The organism is Alsobacter sp. R-9 (assembly GCF_054612375.1).
In genome coordinates this window covers 1-24,575 of the sequence record NZ_JBTSWJ010000028.1, presented here as the reverse complement: position 1 = coordinate 24,575, position 24,575 = coordinate 1, and the positions used below count along the sequence as shown (strand labels likewise).

Here is a 24,575-nt window from a genome sequence, read left to right as displayed (position 1 = left end):
AGGAACAGGAACGCAACCGTCGGACCCAGCCCACGCGTCAAAGCCTCACCAGCCCGACGCTTCGCCGTCGATATGTCTCGGTCGTGGGCCACGTCTCACCCCGCTGGATGGTCGTCCGGCTTCCGGGGGCGGGCCTCCTCGCCCGCCCGTGGTCGTGCGCAGGCGGCGGGCCCTGCGGCCCGCCGCCCCGTCTCAGTCTCAGAACACCGTGTTGGAGGCGTTCAGCTCGTGGTGTCCGGCGATGCGCAGGGTGAACTCGGCGTCGGCGGTGTTGGCGTCGGTGTTGCCCTGCACCACCGTGAAGTCGCCCTCCGCCGTCGTCTCGAACGTCACCAGCAGCTGGCCCGCCGCGCTGAAGGACGAGCCGTTCACCAGCGTGAACGCATCCCCCGCCGTCGTGCCCGCGTTCGCGTCGATCCCCGACAGGTCGAGCCTGTCGCCCGGCTCGAAGCCCAGGATCGTGTCGCCGTCCGCGCCCGAGGCCGACAGGAACCGGAAAACGTCGTTCCCCGCCCCGCCGTCGAGCACGTTCGCCGCGTTCGACGCCGTGATCGTGTCGTTGCCCGAGCCCGCCACCACGTTCTCGAAGCCCCAGATGGTGTCGGACCCGATGTCGGCGCCCACCACCCGGCCGCGGCCGCCGAAGCCGGTGCCAACGTCGATCGTCAGGTTCGCGGTCGAGACGGAGGCGTCGTAGGTGTCCACGCCCGCCTCGCCCCAGTAGACGTCGTCGCCGTCGCCCTTCTCGGCGCTGACGAGGTCGTTGCCGGCCCCGCCGAACACCGTGTCGTTGCCGGCGCCGCCCGACAGCCGGTCGTCGCCCTCGCCGCCCCAGATCCGGTCGGACCCGGCGTCGCCGAACACGTCGTCCGCACCCGAGCCGCCCAGCAGCAGGTCGTCGCCCGCCCCGCCGGCCACGATGTCGGCGTCCGACCCGGCATGGACGATGTCCGAACCCTCGCCGCCCGACACCACGTCCGACCCGCCATGCGTCACAACCGCGTCGTCGCCAGCCAAGGCCTGCACGTGGTCGTCGGCCGCCGAGCCGGTGAGGGCGTCGGCGTTCGCCGTCGCCACTGCTGCCACCGCGGCGAGCGGGGGCTGCGTGACGGTGCCCGAACCGTTGCCAATGCCATTGCCCGTGCCGTTGCCGGCGCCATTGCCCGTGCCGTTACCGGCCGAGTTGTCGTCGCCCTCGCCGTCGTCGTTGCCGGGCGAGTTGTCCTCGTCCGTGTCCGGCTCGTCGTCGTCATGTCCGGTCGTCCCGGCCGCGACGATGGTCGGCATGCCGGTGGACAGGAAGGTGATCGAGTTCGTGCCGTTGGAGAGGGTCCGGGTGCCGTTGGGGTTCGTCGTCTCGGTGTAGTCGGCCGGCGTGCCGGTCGGAACCTCGATGACGTCCTGCGGGCGCAGCGTGCCGACGATGACGTCGTTGCCGCCCGAGCCGCGGAACACGATGCGGTGCGCCGACTGGAGCGACGAGATGTCAATCGTGTCGGAGTCCGCCGAGCCCTCGATCGTGATGGTGTTCAGCAGCAGGCTGGTGCCGGCGAAGCTGCCAAAGATCTGGATCGTGTCGCCCGAGACGGTCCCCGCCTGGACGTTGCCACCCGTGGTCCGCAGCGAGGCGTTGATGTTCAACTCCTCAATGTTGTCCAGTTCCGCGACCACTTCGGTCACGGCACCGACCGTGCGTGTGATGACGATCTCCGTCCCGCCCTGGAGCGGACCGACCGCCGCGAGCACGCCCGCATTCGCCGGGGCATCGAGGAAGGCGCGCGAGTAGATCCGGAATGTCTCGGCGTCAGTGTTGCCGGTGACGAAGAACGTATCGACGCCCGTATCGTTGGCGGCCGCGCCGGCGCCGTTGACGATGTCCCGACCATCCCCGGCCGCCCAGCGGATGTTGTCGCTGCCGGTGCCTCCGAGGATCGAGTCGTTTCCTGCCCCGCCGACGATGTTGTCGTTTCCGGCTCCACCATTCAGCGTGTCGGCCCCGGCGTTGCCGTTGAGGCTGTCGTTTCCGCCGAAAGTGCCCACGAAGGGGATGGTGACGGGGTTACCGCCCGTGATGACGTCGGCCCCGGCCGTCCCGTTCAGGGTGAGGCTCACGCCATTGGCGCCATTCAGGACGTCACCGACCACCTCAGTGGCCGCCGAGGAGATGGTCTCGGAGTAGCCGAAGCCATCGACAAAGCTGACGTTGACCCGCAGGCGATTGCCGATGTCGTCCACTCCGAACACATTGTCGACCGGCGTGTAGGACGCGTTCGTCGCACCGCCAATGTTGGTCCAGGTCGTGCCGTTGTCGGTGGAACGCTGCCACTGGTAGCTGAAGGGCCCGACGCCGTTCACGTCCTGGATGTTGGCCGTGAGCGTCAGCTGCTGGCCTTCGGTCGGCGTTGTGTCGCTGATCGTCACCGTCCCGGTGGCCGGGGTGTTGACGAGCAGGAAGTCCCCGTCATCGAACCGCAGTGCCTCGACCCGCGTGACCGTGTCGACGGCGCCGGACGCGATGTGGGTGACGAACGTCGCGGTCGGCGTGCGGTTGATGGAGTAGTCCGCCTGGTTGCCCGCGTAGATGACGACATCCCTGATCGCGTCCTCGGCGTTCGGGTTGGGCCCGGTCGTGCCGCCGTCGATCACGTCGCTGCCCGCGCCGCTGACGATCGTGTCCGCTCCCGCGCCGGCAGAGACCGAGAACGCCTCGACGGACGTGAGGCCGGCGATCGCGACCGCGGCCCCCGCGCCCACCGTCCGCGTCGCCGAGACGGCCGTCAGGTCGAAGCGCTCGGAGTCGGCGTTGCCGTTGATGACCAGCGTGTCGATTCCGCCGCCGCCGTTGACCGCGTCTATGCCGTCGCCGACGGACCAGATGAAGCGGTCCGCGCCGTCGCTGCCGGTGAGGGTGTCGTTGCCGCCCGCACCGGTGAGCTCGAACACCTCCACGCCGTTGGTCTGGCCGAAGGAGACGCCGTTGCGGGTGAGGTTGCCGCCCGCGCCCGAGATCGTCTCGTCGGTGCCGTTGCCGGTGAAGGCCAGCGTGTCGGTGCCCTCCCCGCCGAAGATGGTGTCGGCGCCGTCGGCCAGGGCCACCACGATGCGGTCGTTGCCGGCTCCGGCGAAGACGATGTCGTTGGCGCCGCCGCCCGTCAGGGTGTTCGCGCCGGCGTCGCCGACGAGGACGTCCTGGGCCGCCGTGCCCGCGCCGTTGATGATCAGGTTGAAGAGGGTGCCGTCGATGTCGGTGAGCGTCTCGACGTTCTGGAGCGTGTCGACGCCGTCGCCTTCCGCTCCGGCATTGTCGGTGACCGTGACCACGGTGCCGACGCGGCTGAAGGCGTAGGCGTTGATCGCCAGGCCCATGTTGGCGTTGTCGGTGTCCGCGCCGCCGTCGAGCGAGTCGTTGCCGTGGCCGCCGGAGAGGTCGTCGTCGCCGGCGCCGCCGATGAGGACGTTGTTGCCGGTGCGCCCGATCAGGATGTCGTCGCCGTCACCGCCACGCAGGGTGTCGTTGCCGTCGCCGCCGTCGAGGCGATCATTGTCGGCGCCGCCGACGAGCAGGTCGGCTGCGACGCCGCCGCTGAGGCGGTCGTCCTGGTCGAGGCCGAGGATGACCGTGGGCACGTCCGTGGCGTCGATGAGGTCCTCGACGCCGGCGGTGGCGACGATGGCCTGCTCGATCGAGGTGACCGGGCTGAAGCCCGCCCCGCTTACGACGACACGGATCTCCACGTCCCGCGGCGGGTTGTTCAGGTTCACGCCGGTGGCAATGTTGACCCAGTTGGTGCCGTTGAACTGCTGCCACTGATAGGTCAGCGCCGGGTTGCCCTGGAGGTTCTCGGCCACGGCCCGCAGCCCGGGACCCGTATCGTTCTGGTTGACGATGCGGATGGCGTCGAAGGGCCGCGCGAAGATCTCCTGGACGCTCACCTGACCGTCCGCGAAGGAGAGCATCTCGACGTTGCGGACGTAGTCACCGATCGACGAGGAGTCGATGCCGCGGTTGTCGATGATCCGGACGCCGCCGTTGTCGCGACGGATCGTGTAGTCGGCGATGTTGCCGCTGTAGTCGGCGACGTCGATCGCCGAGTTGCCGGTGTCGCCGTCGATGATCTCGCGGACGATCGACATCTGCGAGGTCTTGACCGTGCCGTCGAGGAGCAGCGAGTGCAGCGGGCGACCGTCGAACGGCAGGGCCGCGTTGGGCGGAAGCGCATACTTGCCCGTCGCGGGATCCAGCGTCGCGAGCTGCGCGGTGCCGGCGATCGGCATCAGGCCGCGCGTCAGCGAGTCCGTCGTGTAGACGACGTTGCCGATCGTGACGTTGATGCGGACGTTGAGCCAGCTGTCGCCGTCGATGACGTCGTCGCCGCCCCGGCCGGTGATCGTGTCGCTGCCGGCGCCGCCCATGAGGACGTTGCCGTCGGCGTACACGACCTGCGTCTCGCTGTTGACCGGCGTCGTGTTGGTCGTCCAGCCCGCCTGGACCATCAGCTGGCGGAAGCCGGCGATACGGTCGAGGCCCGCCTCGGTGAGCTCGTCACCGAAGAGCGTCGTCTCGGCGAGCCCGGGGGTGGCGCCGTCGGCGCCGGCCTCGGCGTCCGCACCCGCAGCCTGGCGGACGCGGTCATCACCGATGATGACGTCGTTCATGCGCCAGCCCGACGCACCCTCGACCTTGTCGTAGCGGTTGCGCAGGATGTCCTGGGCGTCGTTGGTGAAGATCGGCCGGGCCAGGTTCACGTCGGCGGCGAGCGCGACGTCCTTGTGGGTCACCCAGTCGAAGCCCATCATGCCTTCGTTGCGGATGACGCTCTCGCCCTGGACCATGATGTCGTCGCCGGATTCGGCGTCGAAATCCTGCTCGTTGGGGCCTGCGAACATCACGTCGTGGCCGATGATCTTGGAGTTGAAGAACAACTCCGAGTTGTCGCCCGCGATGCCGTCGAAGCCGTCGCCACCCTCGATCCAGTCGTCGCCCTCGTTCCCGAGGATGAAGTCGTTGGCGGCCGTCCCGAGGATGAAGTCGTTGCCGAGGCCGCCGAAGGCCTCCTTGGCGTCCTCGCCCATGTTGATGAAGTCGGAGCCGGCGCCGCCGAAGATCAGCTCGCCCGCGCCCGCGCCGGCATGGATGACGTCGTTGCCGTCCTCGCCGTGGAGGAAGCTGATGTCGCCGCCGTCGATGATGGTGTCGTCGCCCGACTTGCCGTGCAGGCGGTTCACGCCGGCGCCGCCGATGAGGACGTCGTCGCCGCCGTCACCCCAGAGAGCGTCGTCGCCGTCATCGCCGACCAGCGTGTCGTTCTGGTTGGTGCCGCCGAGCACGACGTGCTCGCCGCCGATGAACTGGAGGTAGTTGCCGGTGGCGCCCTGGGCCAGCACGCCGTTGGCGTTCAGCGCCTCGTTGGCGACGGTGTTCGGGTTGTCGCGGATCACCTTGGTCAGGCCGAGACCGGCCAGGACGCTCTCGGATCCGCCGGCCGTCGGGTCGAAGGTCGGGTCCTTGCCAGGCGCCGCGCCGTTGTAGTCCTGCTGCCAGTTCTGGTTGACCTCGAGGGTGTAGTCCATCGAGGAGAAGACGTCGCCGGGCAGATGCGGGCCGGTGCCCTCGCCCATGCCCGTGTTCTTCATGATGAGCGACGCGAACGAGTTGTTCTCCAGCTCGTTCAGGATGTTGAGGCCCTGCGTGCGCGACAGGTAGTAGAACCGGTCGGCGTTCTGCAGGTTCTGCATCTGCGCCTCGAACACGTACATGAACGAGGAGCCGAGCATGCCGCCGAACGGCATCTTCTTCTCGGCCAGGCCGCCGATCCAGTAGTCGACGTCATTCAGGCCGCCGAGCGAAGAGGCATAGGCGTTGCGGCCGTAGAGGAAGTCCATCCGGTCGGCGGGAGCACCCGCACCGCCGAATGCCAGCAGCATCGCGGCGTCGCGCTTCTCCTCGACCGTGTCGGCCGCGACGATCGAGGCGTGCGTCCCGTAGGCCGCGATGAAGTTCACGATCGAGGCCGGGTTGTTGATGTTCTGGGCGAAGTCGATCCAGCTCGTGTAGGGCTTCACCCACTGGCTGCCGGACTGCTCGAAGAACGTGGCGCGCGCCTCCTGGAGGGTCGGCACGCCGGTGTCGCGGCCGCGGGCAAGGTTGAGCGCAGCGAGGTCGAGCGGCAGGCCGACCAGGTTGTTGCGCAGCGCGTCCGTGACGAACTCGTCGATCTCGTTGCCCGTCTGGCGGGTCATGCCGCGCACGATCGCCGCGGCCGCCTCCTCCTGGCTGCCGCCGTAGTCGGCCGTGAACTCGACCGGGTTGAGGAAGGCGCCGATCAGGTCGATGTCGTTGCTCTGCACCGACTGGTTCGCACCCGTTCCGACGACGTCGAGGCGGGTCACCTGCTCGTCGAGCATCGAGTGGCCGAAGCGGTAAACGACGTGCGCGAACTCGGCGACGATCGCCGGGTCGATCTCGGTGATGTTGTTGAAGATGAAGAGGTCGATGGCCGGCTGCACGCGGCGGCCGAACTCCTCGAAGACGAGATGCTGGTACTGCATCTCGGTGGCGAAGCGGGCGGCCTGGAAGAGGCGCTCGCCGTCCCAGTTCAGGCCGGTCGTGCTCGCGGGAACCACCGTGACGTCGGTCGCCAACCACTGGTTGATGAAAGCGAGGTCACCGGACTGCAGGACCGTCTGCTTGATCGCCTCGACCTGGCGGTTGTGCTCGGCATGGAACACGTAGTGAACCGTCGTCAGGCCGATGTTCTCGTTGCCGCGGCCGTCGCCGGTGATGAAGTGGCGGTCGAGAAGCTCGTTGTCGTAGGAGGTGACGACGCCGAACTCGTTGCGGTCGGCAGAGAGACCCACGGCGTCGTTCGAGTCGGCGGTCTTCGCCTGGGGCGCGGTGAGCGGATTGCGGTCGTGGTCGACGAAGTTCGGCACCGCGTCGTGGGCAATGTCGTCGAGGAAGGCGTGCTTCGTCGAGATCGAGCCGGCGGTGTCCACGGGGGTCGTGCGGTTGCCGGAGACGAACGTCGGCGCCGCCGGATTGCCCTTCACGAGCTGGGCGTTGCCGTTCGCGTCGAGGATCAGCTGGCCATAGGGATCCGTCACCAGCAGCGGCACGCTGAAGATGTCGGTGTCCACGAGCCTGATGCCGAGGATGAACTCGGCCTGCTCCTTGATGTCCTTCCAGGTGGCGAGACCCTCGCGCGCCACGTTCTCCCATACCGTCGTGACGTTGCCGCTGGCGTCGAGCCACCGCCCTTCCGCGTCGCGCTTGGCGCCCTCGAGCAGGTGGCCGGTGGTCACCACGCGACCGCCGACGATCTCGTACTCGCGCAGGAAGGCCTGGTGCGAGGCATGGGAGGTGTAGGTCTGGTTCTGGTCGATCCAGGGCGTGGTGAGGTTCATCTCACGGCCCTGCTGGTCGGCGACCGCACGGTTCAGCACCATGAAGTTCGTGCGACCGCCCGGGACATAGAGCGGGTCATCCTCGGCGAGCGGCACGAGGACGTTCACGGACGAGTCCTTGGGGATCAGGTCGAGGCCGTGGTCGAAGAACTGCCCGAACAGAGTCATCCAGGAGTTGAACGGCGCGGTCAGGCCCTCGTCGGGAGACACGTTGGGGATGACGAGCGACAGCTGGCTCGTCGGGAGCCCCGGTTTGCCGTCGAGGGTCAGGCCAGCGGCAGCGACGTCCGCCTGGAAGTCGCTGCCGAGCGTCGTGGCCGCAGTGCGGGCGTCCGCGATCTCCGTCGTGCGCAGCGCGTCCGCGCCCGGCGCGGTCAGGTCTGCGAACCAGGTCTCGCCGACCGCCGCCGAAAGGAGCGACGCAACGGCCGGGGCGGTGCTGATGGCTGCCAGCTGGGCATTGATGCCCGCGAGCTCTCCGGCCGTCGGCGCGGCCGGCCCGGTCGTGTCCCTGCGATCGACGAGACGGTCGATCAGTTCGAGGTATCGCACCGTGGCGTCCGCAGCCGCGACCGCCTGCCAGTCGGCGACGATCTGGTCCACGACGGCGTTGTTGACCGGCAACCCCTGCTGCTCGAACGCCGCGATGACCGCCGCGCGGTTGCCCGGGGTCTGGTCGGAGATGAGGTTCGAGATCAGGCGCGGCGCGGCGTCCGAGACGAGGCCGTCGGGATAGCGGTCCACCGAGCCGAGCATCTCCGGCATCGTCTGGTCCGCCGAGCCGTAGGTCTCGCGACCCGGGATCAGGTTGTTGTTCGAGCCGTCGACGTAGCGCAGCCCGTAGGGCAGGTGCGGATCGACCAGCACCCGGACCCCGTCGACCATCACGGCGCGCAGGTCGGCGTAGTAGGTCTCGCCGGTCTCGAGGCTGTGGGCGAGGGAGTTCGCCTCGGCAATGCGGATCTGCTGGAGAATGAACTCGAGATCGTTACGGACGAGAGTGACCATGGAGGCACGCCTTGGCTCGGGGTGGATACGCCGGCGGGCCCATACGCGCCCCGCCGTCCGCATCTGCCGCTCCGTCCGATCCCCGGGTGACCTCGTCTCGCGACGCCGCATCCGGAGGATTGGTTAAGCGGCTGATGCAACTTTGAGTCGATACTGTTGAGAGCGCTTCCGGCGCGGAAGCATCCAAGGTCTTAATGCGTGGCCGGCCAGCCGGACCGTCCTCGGACCCCCGGGAAGGGCCTGCCGGGACCGCTGGTCGGGCCTGGTCGCGATGCGCGGGGTCGGACCCGGAGGCACGTGTTTTCCCGGATGACGCGACAAGTGACTGCTAATCCAATTGAATTAATCGCCCTCGATTAAGCGATCCGGGTAGGACGCGAGGCCGGACCAAGGTCCCGACACTGGTCGCACGGGGCCCCAGGACCGTCGGACCATCGGGTCCGGACGCTCTGGTTAGGCGTTAATGTTAATGAAGCATTGAGTGTGGGCAGCGGCGGCCGAGGCCCCGTCCTCACCCTCGGACCTGCCTCGCGACCTCGCGTCGTGTTCGCATCACCGGGCCGGATCGAGCCCTCGGGCGCCGGCACCGCCCGCCCTACCGACGGACACTCCGTCAGGTGCAGGGGCGCCTTTACAGCGGGCCGCCGGGGTGTAACCATCCGGTGAATTACACGGGGAAACGCCATGAAGTTCGGGGATTATCCGAAGGTCGCGTCGCTGCGCGACGTCCGCTCCTTGCAGGCCTACCTCGCGGGGCTCGGCCTGTCCCTGCCCTGCGACGAGGTGGTGGCCCACGGCCCCGATTCCCCCCTTGCACGGCCCCTGGAGGCTGCCGGCTTCACGATCGGCAACCGCTTCACCGTCAACCCCATGGAAGGCTGGGACGGCAACACGGACGGGACGCCCTCAGCCAACACGATCCGCCGCTGGCAGCGCTTCGGCCTGAGCGGCGCCAAGCTGATCTGGGGCGGCGAGGCCGTGGCCGTGCGGCCAGACGGGCGGGCCAACCCGAACCAGCTCGTCATCAACGACGGGACGCTCGCGTCCCTCGCCGCGCTCCGCCGCTCGCTGGTCGAGTCGCATGTCGAGGCGATGGGCGACGACAAGGGCCTCGTCATCGGACTTCAGCTCACGCACTCCGGGCGCTTCTGCAAGCCCAGCGACCACAAGCGCTTCGTGCCCGCGATCGCCTACCGTCACCCCCTCCTCGACCGGAAATACCACGTGCCCGCCGATTGGCCGGTGATGACGGACGACGACATCGCCCGTCTCGTCGAGGACTTCGTGCGGGCTTCGCGGCAGGCGCGAGACATCGGCTTCGACTTCGTCGACATCAAGCATTGCCACGGATATCTGGCCCACGAGCTCCTGACGGCGGTGGACCGACCCGGGCGCTACGGCGGCAGCCTGGAGAACCGCGCGCGTTTCCCGCGGGAGGTCGTCGACGGCATCCGGTCCGAGGCGCCGGGGCTGGCCATCGGCGTGCGCCTCAGCGCCGTCGACTTCGTGCCCTTCCGGCCGGACCCGGCGCGCTCCCAGCCGGGGGCGCTGGGACCGGGCATCCCGGAGGACGTCGCCCTGCCGTATCGGTACGCCTTCGGCGCCGATCCGCAGGACCCGACCCGCGTCGACCTCTCGGAGCCGATTGCCCTCCTCGAGATGATGCGCGCGATGGACGTGCGGCTGATCAACATCACGGCGGGCAGCCCCTACTACACGCCGCACCTCATCCGCCCCGCGATCTATCCGCCGTCGGACGGCTATCACCCGCCGGAAGAGCCGCTGGCGGGCGTCATCCGCCACCTGGAGGTGGTGAAGGCGCTGAAGGAGCGCTTCCCGGACCTCTGCTTCGTCGGCAGCGGCTACACCTACCTGCAGGAGTTCCTGCCGAACGTTGCTCAGGCGGTGATCCGGCTCGGGCACGCGGACTCGGTGGGACTCGGCCGGATGATGCTGTCCTACCCGGACCTCGCCCGCGACGTGCTCGAGGGCCGCCCCTTCAAGAAGAAGCTGCTGTGCCGGACGTTCAGCGACTGCACGACGGCCCCGCGCAACGGCATCGTCTCGGGATGCTACCCGCTCGACGCCCATTACAAGCAGTCGCCCGAGGCGAAGCAGCTCGCGGCCGTGAAGAAGCCCGAGAAGGCTGCCTAAGCCCCATCCGGAACGACCGGGCCGATCAGCGGCCCGGCGCCATCCCTCACTACTGGGTCCGTTTCGTCAGGCGCGGAGGCTCTGTCCCTTGTCGTCAAACAGGTGGCACAGCGCCGGGTCGGCGTAGACATGGATGGTCTCGTCCGACGTCACGCCCCGCTGCCCCTGCAGGGACACCGTGATCGGCTGCCCGTCCTGGAGCGTCGCGTAGACGATGGTCTCGCCGCCGAGGTGCTCCACGATCACGACGCGGGCCTCGCCGAGGCCGATCGATCCTGCGCCTTCCGTCACCGACAGATGCTCAGGCCGCACGCCGAGGACGACCTTGCCCGGGGCCCCGCTGCGCTGCTGCGGCAGCGCCAGGGTCGAGGCATTGAGGGACACGGTGGCCCCTGCCCCGCCCGGCGCCTGCATCGTGGCGTCGAGGAAGTTCATCTTCGGCGAGCCGATGAAGCCCGCGACGAACTGGTTCGCCGGACGGTTGTAGAGATCGAGCGGCCGGCCGACCTGTTCCACGACGCCCGAGCGCAAGACGACGATCTTGTCGGCCATGGTCATGGCCTCGACCTGGTCGTGCGTCACGTAGATCATCGTGACGCCGAGGTCCTTGTGGAGCTTGGCGATCTCCACGCGCATCTGCACGCGAAGCTCGGCGTCGAGGTTGGACAGCGGCTCGTCGAAGAGGAACAGCCGCGGCTCGCGCACGATGGCGCGGCCGATGGCGACGCGTTGCCGCTGTCCGCCGGACAGCGCCTTGGGGCGGCGCTCGAGCAGCGGCTCGATCTGCAGGATCCGCGCCGCCTCGCGCACGCGCTTGTCGATCTCCGCCTTCGGCATGCGCGCCGTCTCGAGGCCAAAGGCGAGGTTCTTGTAGACACTCATGTGCGGATAGAGCGCGTAGCTCTGGAACACCATCGCGATGCCGCGCTTGGAGGGCGGCACCTCGTTCATGGGCGCGCCGTCGATCCGCAGGATCCCTCCGCTGATCTCCTCGAGCCCGGCGATCATGCGCAGCAGCGTGGACTTGCCGCATCCGGAAGGGCCGACGAAGACGACGAACTCGCCCGGCTCGATCTCCAGGTCGACCCCGTGGATGACCTGCAGGTCGGCGTACTTCTTGAAGACCTTTTCGAGGACAACGCGCGCCATCGGTCGTTCTCCTCAGCGGCGCGACGGGCGCCAGCTGCCCGCCTTCGGGTGGTCGGACGCGAGGGGCAGCGCCACCGGCGCCTCCCGCTCGGCGCTGTCGAAGAGCGCGGTGATGAGTTCCAGCGAGCGCCGTGCATCCGCCAGCGTCACCGGCAGCGGCCCTCCCGTCAGCAGCGCGGCGTGGTAGTCGCCGATCTGGCCCTCGAAGCGCGGGCGAACGGGCTGGACGGACGCGACCGCCGCGTCGATCTCCGACTGCCGCGCCGGATCGCGGGCGATGAAGGTCCACGGGTCGTTGCCGGGGGCGTAGGCCTCGAGACCGCTCTCGATCGTGACGTGCTCGAACATGGCGCGGAGCCGACTGATCTCGTTGGCCGAGCCCAGCGTCGCCGACAGGGTGCCGAGGGCCCCGCTGCCGAACCGGATCGACGCCGCGGCGCAGTCCTCGACCTCGATCGGGTTCACCCGGGTCGTCGTGTAGGCGCTGAGCGACGCCACCGGCCCCATCAGCTCGCACAGCATGTCGTGCAGGTGGATCGCGTGGGTCAGCAGCACGCCGCCGAGTTCGGTGTCGTAGCGGCCGCGCCAGGGTACGGAGTAGTAGGCCGCGCCGCGGTTCCAGTGCGTCTCGGCCGTCGCCATGTAGGGCTTGCCGGCGAGGCCGCTCGCGACGAGGTGCATCGCCTTCCGGAACCCGGTTCCCCAGCGGTACTGGAAGATCGGCATGACCCGGCCGCGCGCGGCCTTCTCCGCCGCGGTCACCTCTTCGACATCGCGCAGCGAACCGACGAGCGGCTTCTCGCAGATCACCTCCTTGCCGGCGGCCAGCGCGGCGAGGATCTGGGGCTTGTGAACCATGGGCGGGGTGCAGACGTCGATGATGTCGACGTCCGGCATCGCCAGGACCTCGTCGAACGAAGTCGTGCGACGCGGCACGCCGAACTCGTCGCCGATCGCGGCGAGCCGGCCCTCGTCGAGATCGCACAGCGCCAGCATCCGGAACTTGTCCGGGTGGTTGGCGTAGCCCTCCTTGAGGTGAGAGCGCCCGATGCCGAGGCCGACGACGGCGACCGTCCTGATGCTGCTCATGACGGGCCTCGCTCAGACGACCGGGTCGACCGCCCGGCCCTCGGCGATGGCCTGGGCCTTGAGGGCGAGTTCCATGGCCCGGAAGCAGTGGTCCTGGGACATGTGGGTCTGCGTCCGGTCGAGCACGTCGCGCGCGAGCTGGCGGCCGAAGGGCAGCTCGACGGCGCTGCAGTCGATGTGGCGCATGCCCTTGCGGTCGACCAGGAAGAGGTGGTCGGTGCCGGACCGGCCGGACACGTCGACGTACTTGCGCAACTCGATGGTCCCCTCGGTGCCGAGGAGGAACAGCCGGCCGTCGCCCCACGTCGGAAGGCCGTCTGGGGTGAACCAGTCGAGGCGGACGTAGCCCGTCGCACCCTCGGTCTCGAAGTGCATGTCGCCGAAGTCCTGCAGGCCCGGCTTGTCTGCATTGGCGCGGTTGCCGACGGTCGCGGACTTCACCCGCGCCGAGGTCGCGCCGGTGAAAAAGAGGAACTGCTCGGCCTGGTGCGAACCAATGTCGGTGAGGATGCCGCCGTAGCGTGCGCGCTCGAAGAACCACGGCGGCCGCTGGTCCTTGCGGATGCGGTGCGGGCCAAGACCCACGGTGTGGATGACCTTGCCGATCGCGCCCTGCTGCACGAGGTCGCCGGCCTTCACGGTCGAGGGCTGGGCGTAGTGCTCGGAATAGAGGATCGAATAGATGCGGCCGGTCTCGGCCTGCACCCGGCGCACTTCGGCCAGTTCCTCCAGCGAGATCAGGCCGGGCTTGTCGACCATGTAGTCCTTGCCGTGCCGCATGGCCTCGAGGCCCGTGGCGGCACGGTCGCCGGGGATGCCGGCGCTGACGATCAGGCGGATGCTTTCGTCCTCGAGGATGCGACGCTTGTCGTCGACCCGCTTCGCCATCGGGTAGCGCTGGGCGAAGGGGACCGCGAGGTCGTCCTCGGGCGCGTGGAAGGCCGCGAACTCGCAGCCGGCGCCCGTCATGGCCTCGATCTGACCGTGGATATGGTCGTGGTTGATGCCGATGACGGCGAACTTGAACAGGGCCATGGGGGTCTCAGCGCTTCATGCCGGTGGTGGCGATGCCCTCGATGAGAAGGCGTTGGAAGAAGATGAACACGATGAAGACGGGCACCAGCGTGAGCACGGACATGGCAAAGAGCGCGCCGAAGTCCGACTTGCCGCTGGAGTCAACGAAGGCGCGCAGTCCGAGCTGGACCGTGTAGGAGCCCATGTCGTTCAGGTAGATGAGCGGCGCGAAGAACTCGTCCCACGTCCAGATGAACGAGAAGATGGCAGCCGTCGCGAGCACGGGCAGCGACAAGGGCAGCATGATCTTCCAGTAGATGCGCCAGGGGCCGCAGCCATCCATCTTGGCCGCCTCGTCCAGTTCGCGCGGGATGCCGCGGAAGAACTGAACCATCAGGAAGATGAAGAAGGCGTCCACCGCCATGAACTTCGGCACCACGAGCGGGAGGATGGTGTTGACCCAGTCGAGGTTCAGGAACAGGACGTATTGCGGGATCAGGGTCGCGTGGTACGGCAGCATCAGCGTGCCGAGCATCAGAGCGAACCAGAAATTGCGCCCCCGGAACTGCAATCGCGCAAAGGCGTAGGCCGCGAGCGAGCAGCTCATCACGTTGCCGATGACGCTCAGGATCGAAATGACGGCCGAATTCCAGAAGAACACGTCGAAGCTGACGGTCAGCCCCTCCCACCCGCGACGGTAGGCATCCAGCGACCACGAGGTCGGCCAGATGGACACGCCGTGCGCGAAGATCTCCGCCTCGTCCTTGAACGAGGACGCCAGCATCCACAGCAGCGGGTAGAGCATCACCAGCGAGGCGACGAAGAGCGCGCCGTGGATCGCCAGCGACGCGGCCGGGCTGCGCTGGCGCCCGCCGCGAAGTGTCGCGTCAGTCGTCATAGTGCACCCAGTAGCGGGAGGTGAGGAACGAGAAGGCGGTGAAGACCGCTACGATGACCACGAGAACCCAGGCCAGCGCGGACGCGTAGCCCATCCGCAGGTAGCCGAAGGCCTCCTGGTACAGGTAGAGCGTGTAGAACAGCGTGGCGTTGACCGGCCCGCCGGTGCCCTCCGAGATGATGAAGGCCGGCGTGAACGCCTTGAAGGCGTCGATGGTCTGGACGATCGCGTTGAAGAAGACGACCGGGGTCAGCAGCGGCAGCGTGATCTTCCAGAACTGCCGCCAGGAACTGGCGCCGTCGAGGCTCGCCGCCTCGTACATGTCCTGCGGAATCTGCCGGAGGCCGGCGAGGAAGATGATCATCGGCGACCCGAACTGCCACACGGACAGCACGACCAGCGTGTAGAGCGCGTAGTCGGGGTTCGACACCCAGCTCGGCCCCTGGATGCCGAACATGGCGAGGAACTGGTTCAGCAGCCCGTCGCCGGCGAACAGCTTGCGCCACAGCACCGCGATCGCGACCGAGGCGCCGAGCAGCGACGGCAAGTAGAAGAGCGCCCGATAGAGCGGCAGCCCCCGGATGCCCCGGTTCAGGAGCATGGCGACGCCCAGTGCGAAGGCGAGCTTCAGGGGCACGGCGAGGATCACGTAGAGGAACGTGACCTTCAACGATTCCCAGAACTTGGCGTCGGCCGTTGCGATGCGGACGTAATTGGCCGTCCCCACCCAGCGCGGCGTCTGGATGAGATCGAAGTTGGTGAAGGAGAGGACGAGGGAAGCCAGCGTCGGGCCGAGGGTCAGCAAGAAGAACCCCGCGAGCCACGGCAGCAGGAACAGGTAGCCCGCAGTGCTGGACTGCAACCTGCGGGCGCGCGGAGCCCCGGCGGCGGCCGCCTGGCCGCCGCCCTCGACGCTGGCGATCGTCACGGGGTCAGCCCCGGGCGAGGATCGAGGCGGACTCGGTCACCATCGCCTTGCCGGCGTCGGCCACCTTCGTCTTGCCGAACCCGACCTCCTCGTTGATGCGCTTGAGGACGAACTGGATCTCGCCGGCGCCCTTGGGCGGGGGCGGAGGCAGCGCGCCGACCTTGTCGCTGATGAAGGAGATGTAGTCGACCATCGCCTTGCCGAGCTCGTCGAGGTCCGGCGAGATCGCCTTGCGGGTAGCGGCCGAGGCGGGTACGCCGCGCTCGACGCCGATAGCCTTCGCCCCGTCCGTCGCCGTGACGTAGAAGTTGACGATCTTGGCGGCGTCCTCGGGGTTCTTGGTGGTGCTGGCGACCGACCAGAACATCGACGGCTTCATGTAGTGCCCGAGCTTCGACCCGGGGCCGACGTTCGGGTACATGGTCATGCCCAGCTTCTCCTTGGTGAGAGCCTGGTAGGCGACGAGCTGGTTGGAGTGCGCGAAGGCCACCGCGGCCTTGCCCAGCGTCAGCATGCTCGACTCGGGCGACAGCTTGTCCAGCGCCTGCACGTCGGCCGGCACGCAGGCCTTGGCCTTGCGCATCTCGTCCCACATGGCGAACCACTCGGTGGCATCGTCGGCGTTGAAGCCGAGCTTCTCGTCCGGCGTGTAGAGGTCCTTGCCGCGCATGCGCAGCCAGCCCTCGAACGCCGGCTCGACGCCGCCGCCGTCGGCGGAGCCGAAGAAGCCATCCTTCTTCGCGGCCTTGGTGAGCTCGGCCGAGAGGGCGGCGAACTCCTTCCAGGTCGTCTTGTCGGTCGGCGGCTGGAGGCCGGCCGCGGCATAGGCGTCCTTGGAGTACAGCACCGTCGACGAGTTCATGCCGAGGTTGATGCCGTAGAGCTTCCCGTCGACGCGGCCGCAGTCGATGTTGTCCTTGCCGAAGTCGTTGATCTGCAACAGCTTGCCGAGCTGGTCGTCGAGCGGCAGCAGCGCACCGCGGCGCGCGTACTCGAAGATGTAGCGGTAATCCATCTGGATCACGTCGGGGAGGTTGCGGCCGGCGGCCTGCGTCGCCATGCGCGGCCAGTAGTCACCCCAGCCCAGCGTCTCGCCGTCGATCGCCGTCGAGGCGTTGGCGGCCGTGTAGGCCTGGTTCGCCTTGATCGTGCGGTCCGCGCGTTCCTTGGAGCCCCACCAGTACATGCGCACGCGCTTCTGCGCCTGCGCCCAGGACTGACGTCCACCGGCCAAGGCCAGCGCCGCCGCGCCCGTTCCCGTGGCCAGAAGGCCGCGCCTCGTGAGCTTCGTCATGCCATTCTCCCCAGAGCGTTTCCCGAACCCGCGCCTGCCGCGCGTGGCCAACTGACTTGCGGCTCTCGCTGGGCCGCGTTAATAACCAGTTGGTTACAAGCCTAGCCGTTTCGCAGGCGCTGTCAACAAAGCGAAGGCGGCGGGCGAGGGAGAGAGATGTGAGCCAGGGAGACGTGATCCCCCCTCGCGTCCCGTCGCGCAGCGGCGGGACCCGGAGCGGCCGCGACCCCGAGCGCACGAGCGCCGCGATCCTCGCCGCAGCCATCGAGGAGTTCTCCGAGAACGGCTATGGCGGCGCCCGCATCGACGCCATCGCGGAGCGGGCGGGCGTCAACAAGCGCATGCTCTACCACTACTTCGGCGACAAGGACGCCCTCTACGAGCGGGTCCTGCAGGAGATCTACCGGGGCATCCGGTCGGCCGAGCAGCGCCTCAATCTCCGCGGGCGGGACCCGATCGAGGCGATTCGGGAGTTGTGCCACTTCACGTGGCGCTACTTCCTCGACCACCCGGAGTTCCTGAGCCTTCTGGCCACCGAGAACATGAACAAGGCACGGGTGCTGAAGCAGGCGTCGTGGGCGCCGAGCGTCAACTCGCCCATCGTCGGGGAACTCTCCGAGGTCCTGCGGCGCGGAGCGGAGACGGGCGTGTTCCGGCCCGGCCTCGACGCGGTCGACGTCTACGTCACCATGGCGGGCGTCGGCTGGTTCTCGCTCTGCAACCGCTACACGCTCTCCGTGTCCTTCAACCGCGACTTCCTCGACCGCCGCCACCTCGCGCGCTGGGGCGACCACATGGCGGACGTCGTTCTCGCCTGGCTGAAGCCCTGAAGCCGCCTCCCCCCTCCGCAAATCTGGAATACGCCCATGAGCCGAACCGGCAGCAACAAGCATCGCGTCGCCATCGTCGGGACGGGCCACCGCGGCACCGGCATGTGGGGCAAGGAACTGCTGGAGGGCTGGAGCGACGACATCGAGATGGTCGGGCTGTGCGACATCAACCCGCTGCGCCTCTCCCGCGCCCGGGACGCCATGGGCGGTCCCGCCAAGGATGCGCCGCTCTACACCGACTTCGACGCCATGATCCGCGAGACGCGGCCGCAGCGGATCATCGTCTGCACGCCCGACCATACGCATGACGACTTCATCGTGCGGGCGCTGGAGGCGGGCATCGATGTCATCACCGAGAAGCCGCTCACGACGACGGCGGCGAAGGCGCGCCGGATCCTCGACGTGCAGGCGCGCACGGGGGGCAAGGTCGACGTAACCTTCAACTACCGCTACGCGCCGACGGCCGCACGCATCAAGCAGTTGCTGCTCGACGGCGCCATCGGTGACGTCACCTCAGTCGACTTCCACTGGTACCTCGATACCAAGCATGGCGCCGACTATTTCCGGCGCTGGCACGCCTACACGGCGAACTCCGGCAGCCTCTGGGTCCACAAGGCCACCCACCACTTCGACCTCCTGAACTGGTACCTCCAGTCGGTTCCGAAACAGGTGTTCGCGCAGGGCTCGTTGCGGGTCTATGGCCGGAACGGCCCGTTCCGCGGCCCGCGGTGCCGCACCTGCCCGCACGCCGGCCAGTGCGACTTCTTCCTCGACATCGGCGCCGACCCCTGGCTCGACATGCTCTACGAGGATCCCGCAAAGGAGGACGGCTACCTGCGCGACGGCTGCGTCTTCCGGGAGGACATCGACATCCCCGACACGATGACTGCCGCGATCCTGTTCGAGAACGGCGTGCAGGCCTCCTACTCGCTCAACGCGGCGATGCCGGTCGAGGGGCACCACCTCGCCTTCAACGGCACGCGCGGGCGCATCGAGGTCCGGCAGTACGAGAAGCAACCCTGGGTCGAACCGCCGGCGGACCAGATCCTCCTCGTCCGGTCCTTCGCCGACCGCCCCGAGCGCATCTGGGTGAAGCACGCCGAGGGCGGTCACTTCGGCGGCGACGACCGGCTGCGCAACATGCTCTTCCGCCCGGAAACCGAGGACCCGCTGTCCCAGCGGGCGGGCCTGGAGGCCGGCGTCATGGCCATGATGACGGGCGCCGCCGCGGTCGTGAGCATGAACGAGAACCGCCCGGTCGTGCTGCGGGACCTGCTCGAGGGCTGACGAAAAGCACTGGACTGGCGCCGCCAAGGCCTGTCCGCCGCACGGCGCCGATCCCCGGCGTCGGGTCTCGCCGAGGCACTCCACGGGTTTGCCAAGCCGCACGACGCCGTCTAATTGTTAGACAATCCAAACGGTCCAGCATGGGGTGGCCGCGCATGTCCTACGCCGTCTTTTCCGAGCGTCTCGCCTCGGTCAACGACCTCCTCAACGCGTTGTCCATCCTCACCTGGGACTCGCGGACGATGATGCCGCCCGGCGGCGTGGAGAGCCGCTCGAAGCAGATCGCGACCCTCACCGCGGCGGCGCGCGAGGCCCTCCTCGCCGACGAGACGCGCAAGGCGACGGACGCCGCGCTGCGCGAGGTCGAGGGGCTGCCGGCGGACGACGCGAAGCGGCGCAGCGTCGAGCAGGCGGCGCACGCCATCGCCTTCCACTCCCGAATCCCGGCGGCGCTGCAGAAGCGGCGCGCCGAACTCAAGACCGTCGCCAACGCCGCGTGGATCAAGGCACGGTCCGACAGCGACTTCGCGATCTTTCGGCCCTATCTCGAGCAGGTCGTCGCCGTGGCGCGGGAATACGCGGAGGCGATCGGCTATTCGGGCCATCCCTACGACGCGCTGATGTCGATCTACGAGCCCGGGGAGACGGTAGCGAGCCTGACCAACCTCTTCGGCGCGCTGCGGGCGGGCATCTCCCCCGTCCTGAAGGCGGTGACCGCCGCGGAACAGCCCCGTGCCGACTTCCTGCACCGTGACTATCCCGTGGACCGCCAGCACGCCTTCGCGCTCCGGATGGCGGAGACGATCGGCTACGACCTCTCCCGCGGGCGGCTGGACAACACGGTCCACCCGTTCGAGATCTCGTTCACGCGCAACGACGTGCGCATCACCACCCGCTTCTACAAGAACTACCTGCCGCCGAGCCTGTTCGGTGCACTGCACGAGGCGGGCCACGGCATTTACGAGCAGGGCGTCGACCCGGCCTACACCCGCACGCCGCTCGCCACGGACCTCGTCGGCTACTACGCCGTCGGCGGCGTCAGCTTCGGCGCCCACGAATCCCAGTCGCGGCTCTACGAGAACCACGTCGGCCGCAGCCGCGCGTTCTGGAAGCTGCATTTCGCGGCGCTGCAGGAGACGTTCCCCGAGGCGCTGCACGACGTCGATCCGGAGACCTTCTACCGGGCGGTGAACCGCGCCCGTCCCGGCTTCATCCGCGTGGAGGCGGACGAGCTCACCTACGACTTCCACATCATGCTGCGCACCGAGATCGAGAAGCAGCTCGTCGACGGCAGCCTCGCGGTCAAGGACCTGCCTGAGGCGTGGAACGCGGTGATCAAGTCGGAGCTGGGCCTCGACGTGCCCAACGACGCGCAGGGCGTCCTGCAGGACATCCACTGGTCGACCTGCCAGATCGGCACCTTCTGCAACTACACGATCGGCAACGTCATGGCGGCGCAGCTCATGGAGACCGCCCGCAAGACGACGCCGGCGATCCAGCAGGGCCTCGACAAGGGTGACTATGCGCCGCTCAAGGCGTGGCTCGGCGAGCACGTCCACCAGCATGGGCGCCGCTTCACCCGCGACGAACTGCTCGTCAAGGCCACGGGCCGGGCCCTCGATCCCGCGCCCTACATCGCCTACCTGCGCGGCAAGATGGCTGACGTCTACCGGATCAGCCTCGGCTGAAGCGGCTGCGGCAAGCTGACGCGGCTCGGGGGTGGCAACGGCAGCGATGGCGCTTATCTGACGGACGACCGTCCACAGAGGAGCCATCGCCGCCCATGACGTCCCCCGCCCCCGCCGTCGCGCCGCTGAAGCCCCTTCCAGCGCTCATCTTCGGCTCGCGCTGGCTGCAGCTGCCGCTCTATCTCGGCCTGATCCTCGCGCAGTGCGTCTACGTCTTCAAATTCATGAAGGAGCTGTTCCACCTCGTTACGCAGGCGACGACCTTCAGCGAGCAGCAGATCATGCTGATCGTGCTGGGCCTGATCGACGTGGTGATGATCTCGAACCTCCTCGTGATGGTGATCGTCGGCGGCTACGAGACCTTCGTGTCGCGGCTTCGGCTCGCGGGGCACCCGGACCAGCCCGAGTGGCTCAGCCACGTCAACGCGAGCGTGCTGAAGATCAAGCTGGCGATGGCCATCATCGGCATCTCGTCGATCCACCTGCTGCGGACCTTCATCGAGGCCGGCAACCTGGGCTCTCCCAACGCCGCCTACACCGAGGCCGGCATCATGTGGCAGACGATCATCCACACGGTCTTCATCCTCTCGGCGATCGGCATCGCCTACGTCGACCGCATCTCGCTGCCCGCGGCGAGTGTCGCCAAGGACCACTGATCCACACGGTTTCCCCGACGCGGCGGCCGGTGCTTCGGCTTAACCTTAATCCGCGTCGGGGTTTTTCGCCGTCCGACCCGCGCTCGCGCGCCGCCCCCGCGCGGGACCATCGACCGATGCCCCCGCCCTCTCGCGCCGAGCTGCGGCGGAGCCGGGCGAGACGTAGGGAAAGGCCCGGGAGCGGGCTCCTTTCCCGCACCCGGAAGGCAGCAGGCCTCCCAATCCGGACGTTGGCGCGACGTAGGACCTTCGACCCGCGCCCGTCGGACCCCAGAGTTCGTGTCACGGTCCGTGGTCCGATGCGGCCGGCGGACCTTCGATCCTTTCCCGACGGCTAATCCATTTGAATTATCGCGCCTCAGTTGAGTGACCGTTCGTTGACGCCCTCCGGTCGTGGGGGCGCGGCGGCCGGTCGGCCGGCCCAGCGTATCGGGACCGGCTTCCCCCCATGCGAGGCGCGTACCGATGGCTGACCAGACCCCCGTGGCGACCACCGCCAACGACGATCGCTCGATCGTCGCCCCCTACACGCTGACGGCGGGCGATCTCGCCCTGCTGCAGTCGATCGTTTCCGACACGCCGGTCCCGACCAACGACGATCTCGTCACCGGCGTCCGCACCCTGTCCGGCGAAGGAAACGATACGGGCGACGCGCTGAACGGCGCGGCCGATACGCCGTTCCTGCGCCTGACCGAGGCGCGCTACGGCGAATGGGATCCGGCCACGGGCAACCGCGCCGTCAACCCGATCTTCCAGGGCCTCGACCCGCGCGTGCTCAGCAACGTGCTCGGGGCGCAGGAGGCGGACCTCGCCAAGCAAGCGAACGGGGCCAGCATCCTGTTCATGGCCTTCGGCCAGTACTTCGACCACGGGCTCGACTTCCTTCCGAAGGGCGGCAACGGCACGCTGCTCATCGACCAGCCGGGTTCCGGCCGCACGCCGAACACGAACAACCCGGCCGACCTGACGCGCGGAACGGTGGCGCTTGTCGATGCCAACGGGGTCCCGCAGCATCTCAACAAGATCACGGCCTTCGTCGACCAGAACCAGGCCTACGGTTCGAACGAGTTCGTCGGCACGTTCCTGCGCGAGGGCGACGGCCAGGGCGGCGTCACCTCCCGCCTGTTCTTCGGCGCGCCCGACCCCGCCAATCCCGACTACGACCTGCTGCCGACCCTGCGCCAGCTCATCACCGAGCACTGGACCAACGACACGGTGTTCCGCTCCGACGGCCTGCCGGGCGGCGAAACCACCTTCCGCGCCTACTATGCGGGGCTGGTGAAGGACGACGGCTCGTTCGATGCCGCCATCGTCCGGCAGATGGCCGGCAACTTCATGGGCAGCGGCCACGCCCTGCTGCTCGACACCAACCCCTACATCAACCTGCTCGACCACGTGGTGGCGGGCGACGGCCGCGTGAACGAGAACGTCACGCTCACCGCCATCCACACGATCTGGGCCCGTAACCACAACTTCCACGTCGAGAACCTTCTGGCGCAGGGCTTCCAGGGCTCGCAGCAGGATGTCTTCGAGGCCGCCAAGGCGATCAACGAGGCCGAGTACCAGCGCATCGTCTTCACCGAGTTCGCCGATGCACTGATCGGCGGCATCCGGGGTGACGGCGACCACGGCTTCAAGGAGTACAACCCCGACGCAGACGCCGGCATCTCGCACGAGTTCGCCGCCGCGGTGTACCGCGTGGGGCACTCGCTCATCGGCCAGACCGTCCAGATCATCGGCCCCGACGGCCAGCCGCGCGAGGTCGCGCTGTTCGACGCCTTCCTGAACCCGAGCAACGACCCGGGCGTCTTCACCGCACCCCTGTCGCAGCTCGCCCAGTACGGCTACGTGCCGCAGCCGGGGTACGCCCAGATGGGCGCCGGCAACATCCTCGCCGGCATCGCGACGCAGGCGGCCGAGGAGGTGGACTTCAACATCGTCGACGCGGTGCGCAACGACCTCGTGCGCATCAACGCCGATCTCTTCTCCTTCAACGTGGCCCGCGGGCGCGACGTCGGCCTCGGCACGCTCAACCAGGTCCGTGCCGACCTCGCCGCCTCCCAGGACCCGTACGTCCGCGAGGCATTGTCCTACGCCGGCAACCTGTCGCCCTACGCGTCGTGGGAGGACTTCCAGCAGCGCAACGGCCTCTCCGACAGCGTCATCGCCCAGTTCCGGACGGCCTATCCCGACCTCGTGCTGGAGACGCAGGACGCGATCGACGCGTTCCGGGCGGTCAACCCGGACATCGAGCTCGTCAACGGCAACACGGTGAAGGGCATCGACCGCGTCGACCTGTGGGTCGGCGGCCTCGCCGAGAAGCACATCAACGGCGGCATGGTCGGGCAGACCTTCTGGGTCGTGCTGCACGAGCAGTTCGACCGCCTGCAGGAGGCCGACCGGTTCTACTATCTCGACCGCTTCGACAACGCCGACCTCTACCAGAACCACGTCGAGGAGATCCGTTTCTCCGACATCATCGCCCGCAACACCGGCATGTCGCTGCCCGGTGACGTCTTCTTCGTCACCCCGACCGGCGAAGGCGAGGACAACGGCGACACGGGCACCGGTGCGGACGACGGCAACGCCGTCGACGACGAGGGCAGTGTCGGCAACGGCACCGGCGGCGGCGAGGACGATGCGGGCGGTATCGATGGCGGGTCCGGCGGTGGCGAGGACACCGGAGCGGGCAACGACGACGGGCTGGACACGGACGAGGACAACTCGCCCGGCAACGACGACGGCGAGGGCGACGACAACTCGGCCGGCAACGGCACGGGCAATGGCGCCGGCAACGGCACGGGCAATGGCACTGGCAACGGCTCGGGCACCGTCACGCAGCCTCCGCTCGCCGCGGTGGCCGCAGTGGCGACGGCGAACGCCGACGCCCTCACCGGCTCGGCGGCCGACGACCACGTGCAGGCCTTGGCCGGCGACGACGCGGTGGTGACGCATGGCGGTTCGGACGTGGTGTCGGGCGGCGAGGGCTCGGACATCGTCCATGCCGGGTCGGACGCAGACATCGTGGCCGGCGGGGCGGGCGACGACCTGCTGCTCGGCGGCTCGGGTGCGGACGACGTGTTCGGCGACGCCGGCTCCGACCGGATCTGGGGCGGCGAGGGCGACGACCGGCTGTCGGGCGGCGCGGGGGCCGACACGGTGTTCGGCGGGGCCGG

General features: G+C 68.4%; 12 protein-coding genes and 1 pseudogene. 6 read left to right on the top strand and 7 right to left on the bottom strand.

The genetic code is table 11. The features are described from left to right. Nucleotides 1-198 precede the first annotated feature (198 nt). Nucleotides 199-8,412, bottom strand: a complete 8,214-nt coding sequence (locus tag ACX9GQ_RS24600) for a peroxidase family protein (RefSeq protein ID WP_459632255.1) — start codon at nucleotides 8,410-8,412, stop codon at nucleotides 199-201. 684 nt (nucleotides 8,413-9,096) lie between these two features. Between ACX9GQ_RS24600 and ACX9GQ_RS24595 the strand changes: the two genes are divergently transcribed. Beyond that, nucleotides 9,097-10,566 (top strand): oxidoreductase, encoded by a 1,470-nt coding sequence (locus tag ACX9GQ_RS24595; RefSeq protein ID WP_459632254.1) that lies wholly within the window; start codon nucleotides 9,097-9,099, stop codon nucleotides 10,564-10,566. Nucleotides 10,567-10,632: 66 nt separating this feature from the next. On the opposite strand, the gene ACX9GQ_RS24590 is transcribed toward ACX9GQ_RS24595, so the two are convergent. The 6 genes from ACX9GQ_RS24590 to ACX9GQ_RS24565 are packed head-to-tail and all read right to left on the bottom strand — an operon-like array spanning nucleotide 10,633 to nucleotide 16,938. After that, nucleotides 10,633-11,715 carry an ABC transporter ATP-binding protein gene (locus ACX9GQ_RS24590; RefSeq protein WP_459632253.1) on the bottom strand — a complete coding sequence of 361 codons (1,083 nt, stop codon included), beginning with the start codon at nucleotides 11,713-11,715 and terminating at the stop codon, nucleotides 10,633-10,635. A 12-nt stretch (nucleotides 11,716-11,727) separates the two neighbouring features. Next, a complete protein-coding gene (locus ACX9GQ_RS24585) occupies nucleotides 11,728-12,804 on the bottom strand; it encodes a Gfo/Idh/MocA family protein (protein ID WP_459632252.1) in 1,077 nt (358 codons plus the stop codon). A 12-nt stretch (nucleotides 12,805-12,816) separates the two neighbouring features. Beyond that, nucleotides 12,817-13,839, bottom strand: coding sequence for a Gfo/Idh/MocA family protein (locus ACX9GQ_RS24580; protein WP_459632251.1), 1,023 nt, complete (start codon nucleotides 13,837-13,839; stop codon nucleotides 12,817-12,819). A gap of 7 nt (nucleotides 13,840-13,846) precedes the next feature. Further along, nucleotides 13,847-14,716, bottom strand: coding sequence for a carbohydrate ABC transporter permease (locus tag ACX9GQ_RS24575; protein ID WP_459632250.1), 870 nt, complete (start codon nucleotides 14,714-14,716; stop codon nucleotides 13,847-13,849). Next, nucleotides 14,706-15,638, bottom strand: coding sequence for a carbohydrate ABC transporter permease (locus ACX9GQ_RS24570; protein WP_459632256.1), 933 nt, complete (start codon nucleotides 15,636-15,638; stop codon nucleotides 14,706-14,708). The genes ACX9GQ_RS24575 and ACX9GQ_RS24570 overlap by 11 nt, the downstream gene beginning before the upstream one ends. A 10-nt stretch (nucleotides 15,639-15,648) precedes the next feature. Beyond that, on the bottom strand, nucleotides 15,649-16,938 hold the full coding sequence (locus ACX9GQ_RS24565; RefSeq protein WP_459632249.1) for an ABC transporter substrate-binding protein: 1,290 nt from the start codon (nucleotides 16,936-16,938) through the stop codon (nucleotides 15,649-15,651). Nucleotides 16,939-17,096: 158 nt separating this feature from the next. Here ACX9GQ_RS24565 and ACX9GQ_RS24560 point away from each other — a divergent pair, with 158 nt between their 5' ends. The 5 genes and pseudogenes from ACX9GQ_RS24560 to ACX9GQ_RS24540 form a co-directional block, all read left to right on the top strand. Continuing rightward, complete coding sequence (locus tag ACX9GQ_RS24560; protein ID WP_459632248.1) at nucleotides 17,097-17,768, top strand: TetR/AcrR family transcriptional regulator; 672 nt, start codon at nucleotides 17,097-17,099, stop codon at nucleotides 17,766-17,768. A 36-nt stretch (nucleotides 17,769-17,804) separates the two neighbouring features. Beyond that, nucleotides 17,805-19,055 carry a Gfo/Idh/MocA family protein gene (locus tag ACX9GQ_RS24555; RefSeq protein ID WP_459632247.1) on the top strand — a complete coding sequence of 417 codons (1,251 nt, stop codon included), beginning with the start codon at nucleotides 17,805-17,807 and terminating at the stop codon, nucleotides 19,053-19,055. A gap of 155 nt (nucleotides 19,056-19,210) precedes the next feature. After that, nucleotides 19,211-20,743, top strand: coding sequence for a carboxypeptidase M32 (locus ACX9GQ_RS24550; RefSeq protein WP_459632246.1), 1,533 nt, complete (start codon nucleotides 19,211-19,213; stop codon nucleotides 20,741-20,743). 95 nt (nucleotides 20,744-20,838) lie between these two features. Beyond that, nucleotides 20,839-21,399 (top strand): TIGR00645 family protein, encoded by a 561-nt coding sequence (locus ACX9GQ_RS24545; protein WP_459632245.1) that lies wholly within the window; start codon nucleotides 20,839-20,841, stop codon nucleotides 21,397-21,399. Nucleotides 21,400-21,879: 480 nt separating this feature from the next. Further along, nucleotides 21,880-24,575: pseudogene (locus tag ACX9GQ_RS24540) on the top strand (peroxidase family protein); the annotation flags it as partial.

Coding starts and splice junctions, on each gene's coding strand:
- ACX9GQ_RS24595 (WP_459632254.1), top strand. CDS start 9,097: ATGAAGTTCGGGGATTATCCGAAGGTCGCGTCGCTGCGCGACGTCCGC.
- ACX9GQ_RS24555 (WP_459632247.1), top strand. CDS start 17,805: ATGAGCCGAACCGGCAGCAACAAGCATCGCGTCGCCATCGTCGGGACG.
- ACX9GQ_RS24575 (WP_459632250.1), bottom strand. CDS start 14,716: ATGACGACTGACGCGACACTTCGCGGCGGGCGCCAGCGCAGCCCGGCC.
- ACX9GQ_RS24545 (WP_459632245.1), top strand. CDS start 20,839: ATGACGTCCCCCGCCCCCGCCGTCGCGCCGCTGAAGCCCCTTCCAGCG.
- ACX9GQ_RS24550 (WP_459632246.1), top strand. CDS start 19,211: ATGTCCTACGCCGTCTTTTCCGAGCGTCTCGCCTCGGTCAACGACCTC.
- ACX9GQ_RS24565 (WP_459632249.1), bottom strand. CDS start 16,938: ATGACGAAGCTCACGAGGCGCGGCCTTCTGGCCACGGGAACGGGCGCG.
- ACX9GQ_RS24585 (WP_459632252.1), bottom strand. CDS start 12,804: ATGAGCAGCATCAGGACGGTCGCCGTCGTCGGCCTCGGCATCGGGCGC.
- ACX9GQ_RS24590 (WP_459632253.1), bottom strand. CDS start 11,715: ATGGCGCGCGTTGTCCTCGAAAAGGTCTTCAAGAAGTACGCCGACCTG.
- ACX9GQ_RS24580 (WP_459632251.1), bottom strand. CDS start 13,839: ATGGCCCTGTTCAAGTTCGCCGTCATCGGCATCAACCACGACCATATC.
- ACX9GQ_RS24600 (WP_459632255.1), bottom strand. CDS start 8,412: ATGGTCACTCTCGTCCGTAACGATCTCGAGTTCATTCTCCAGCAGATC.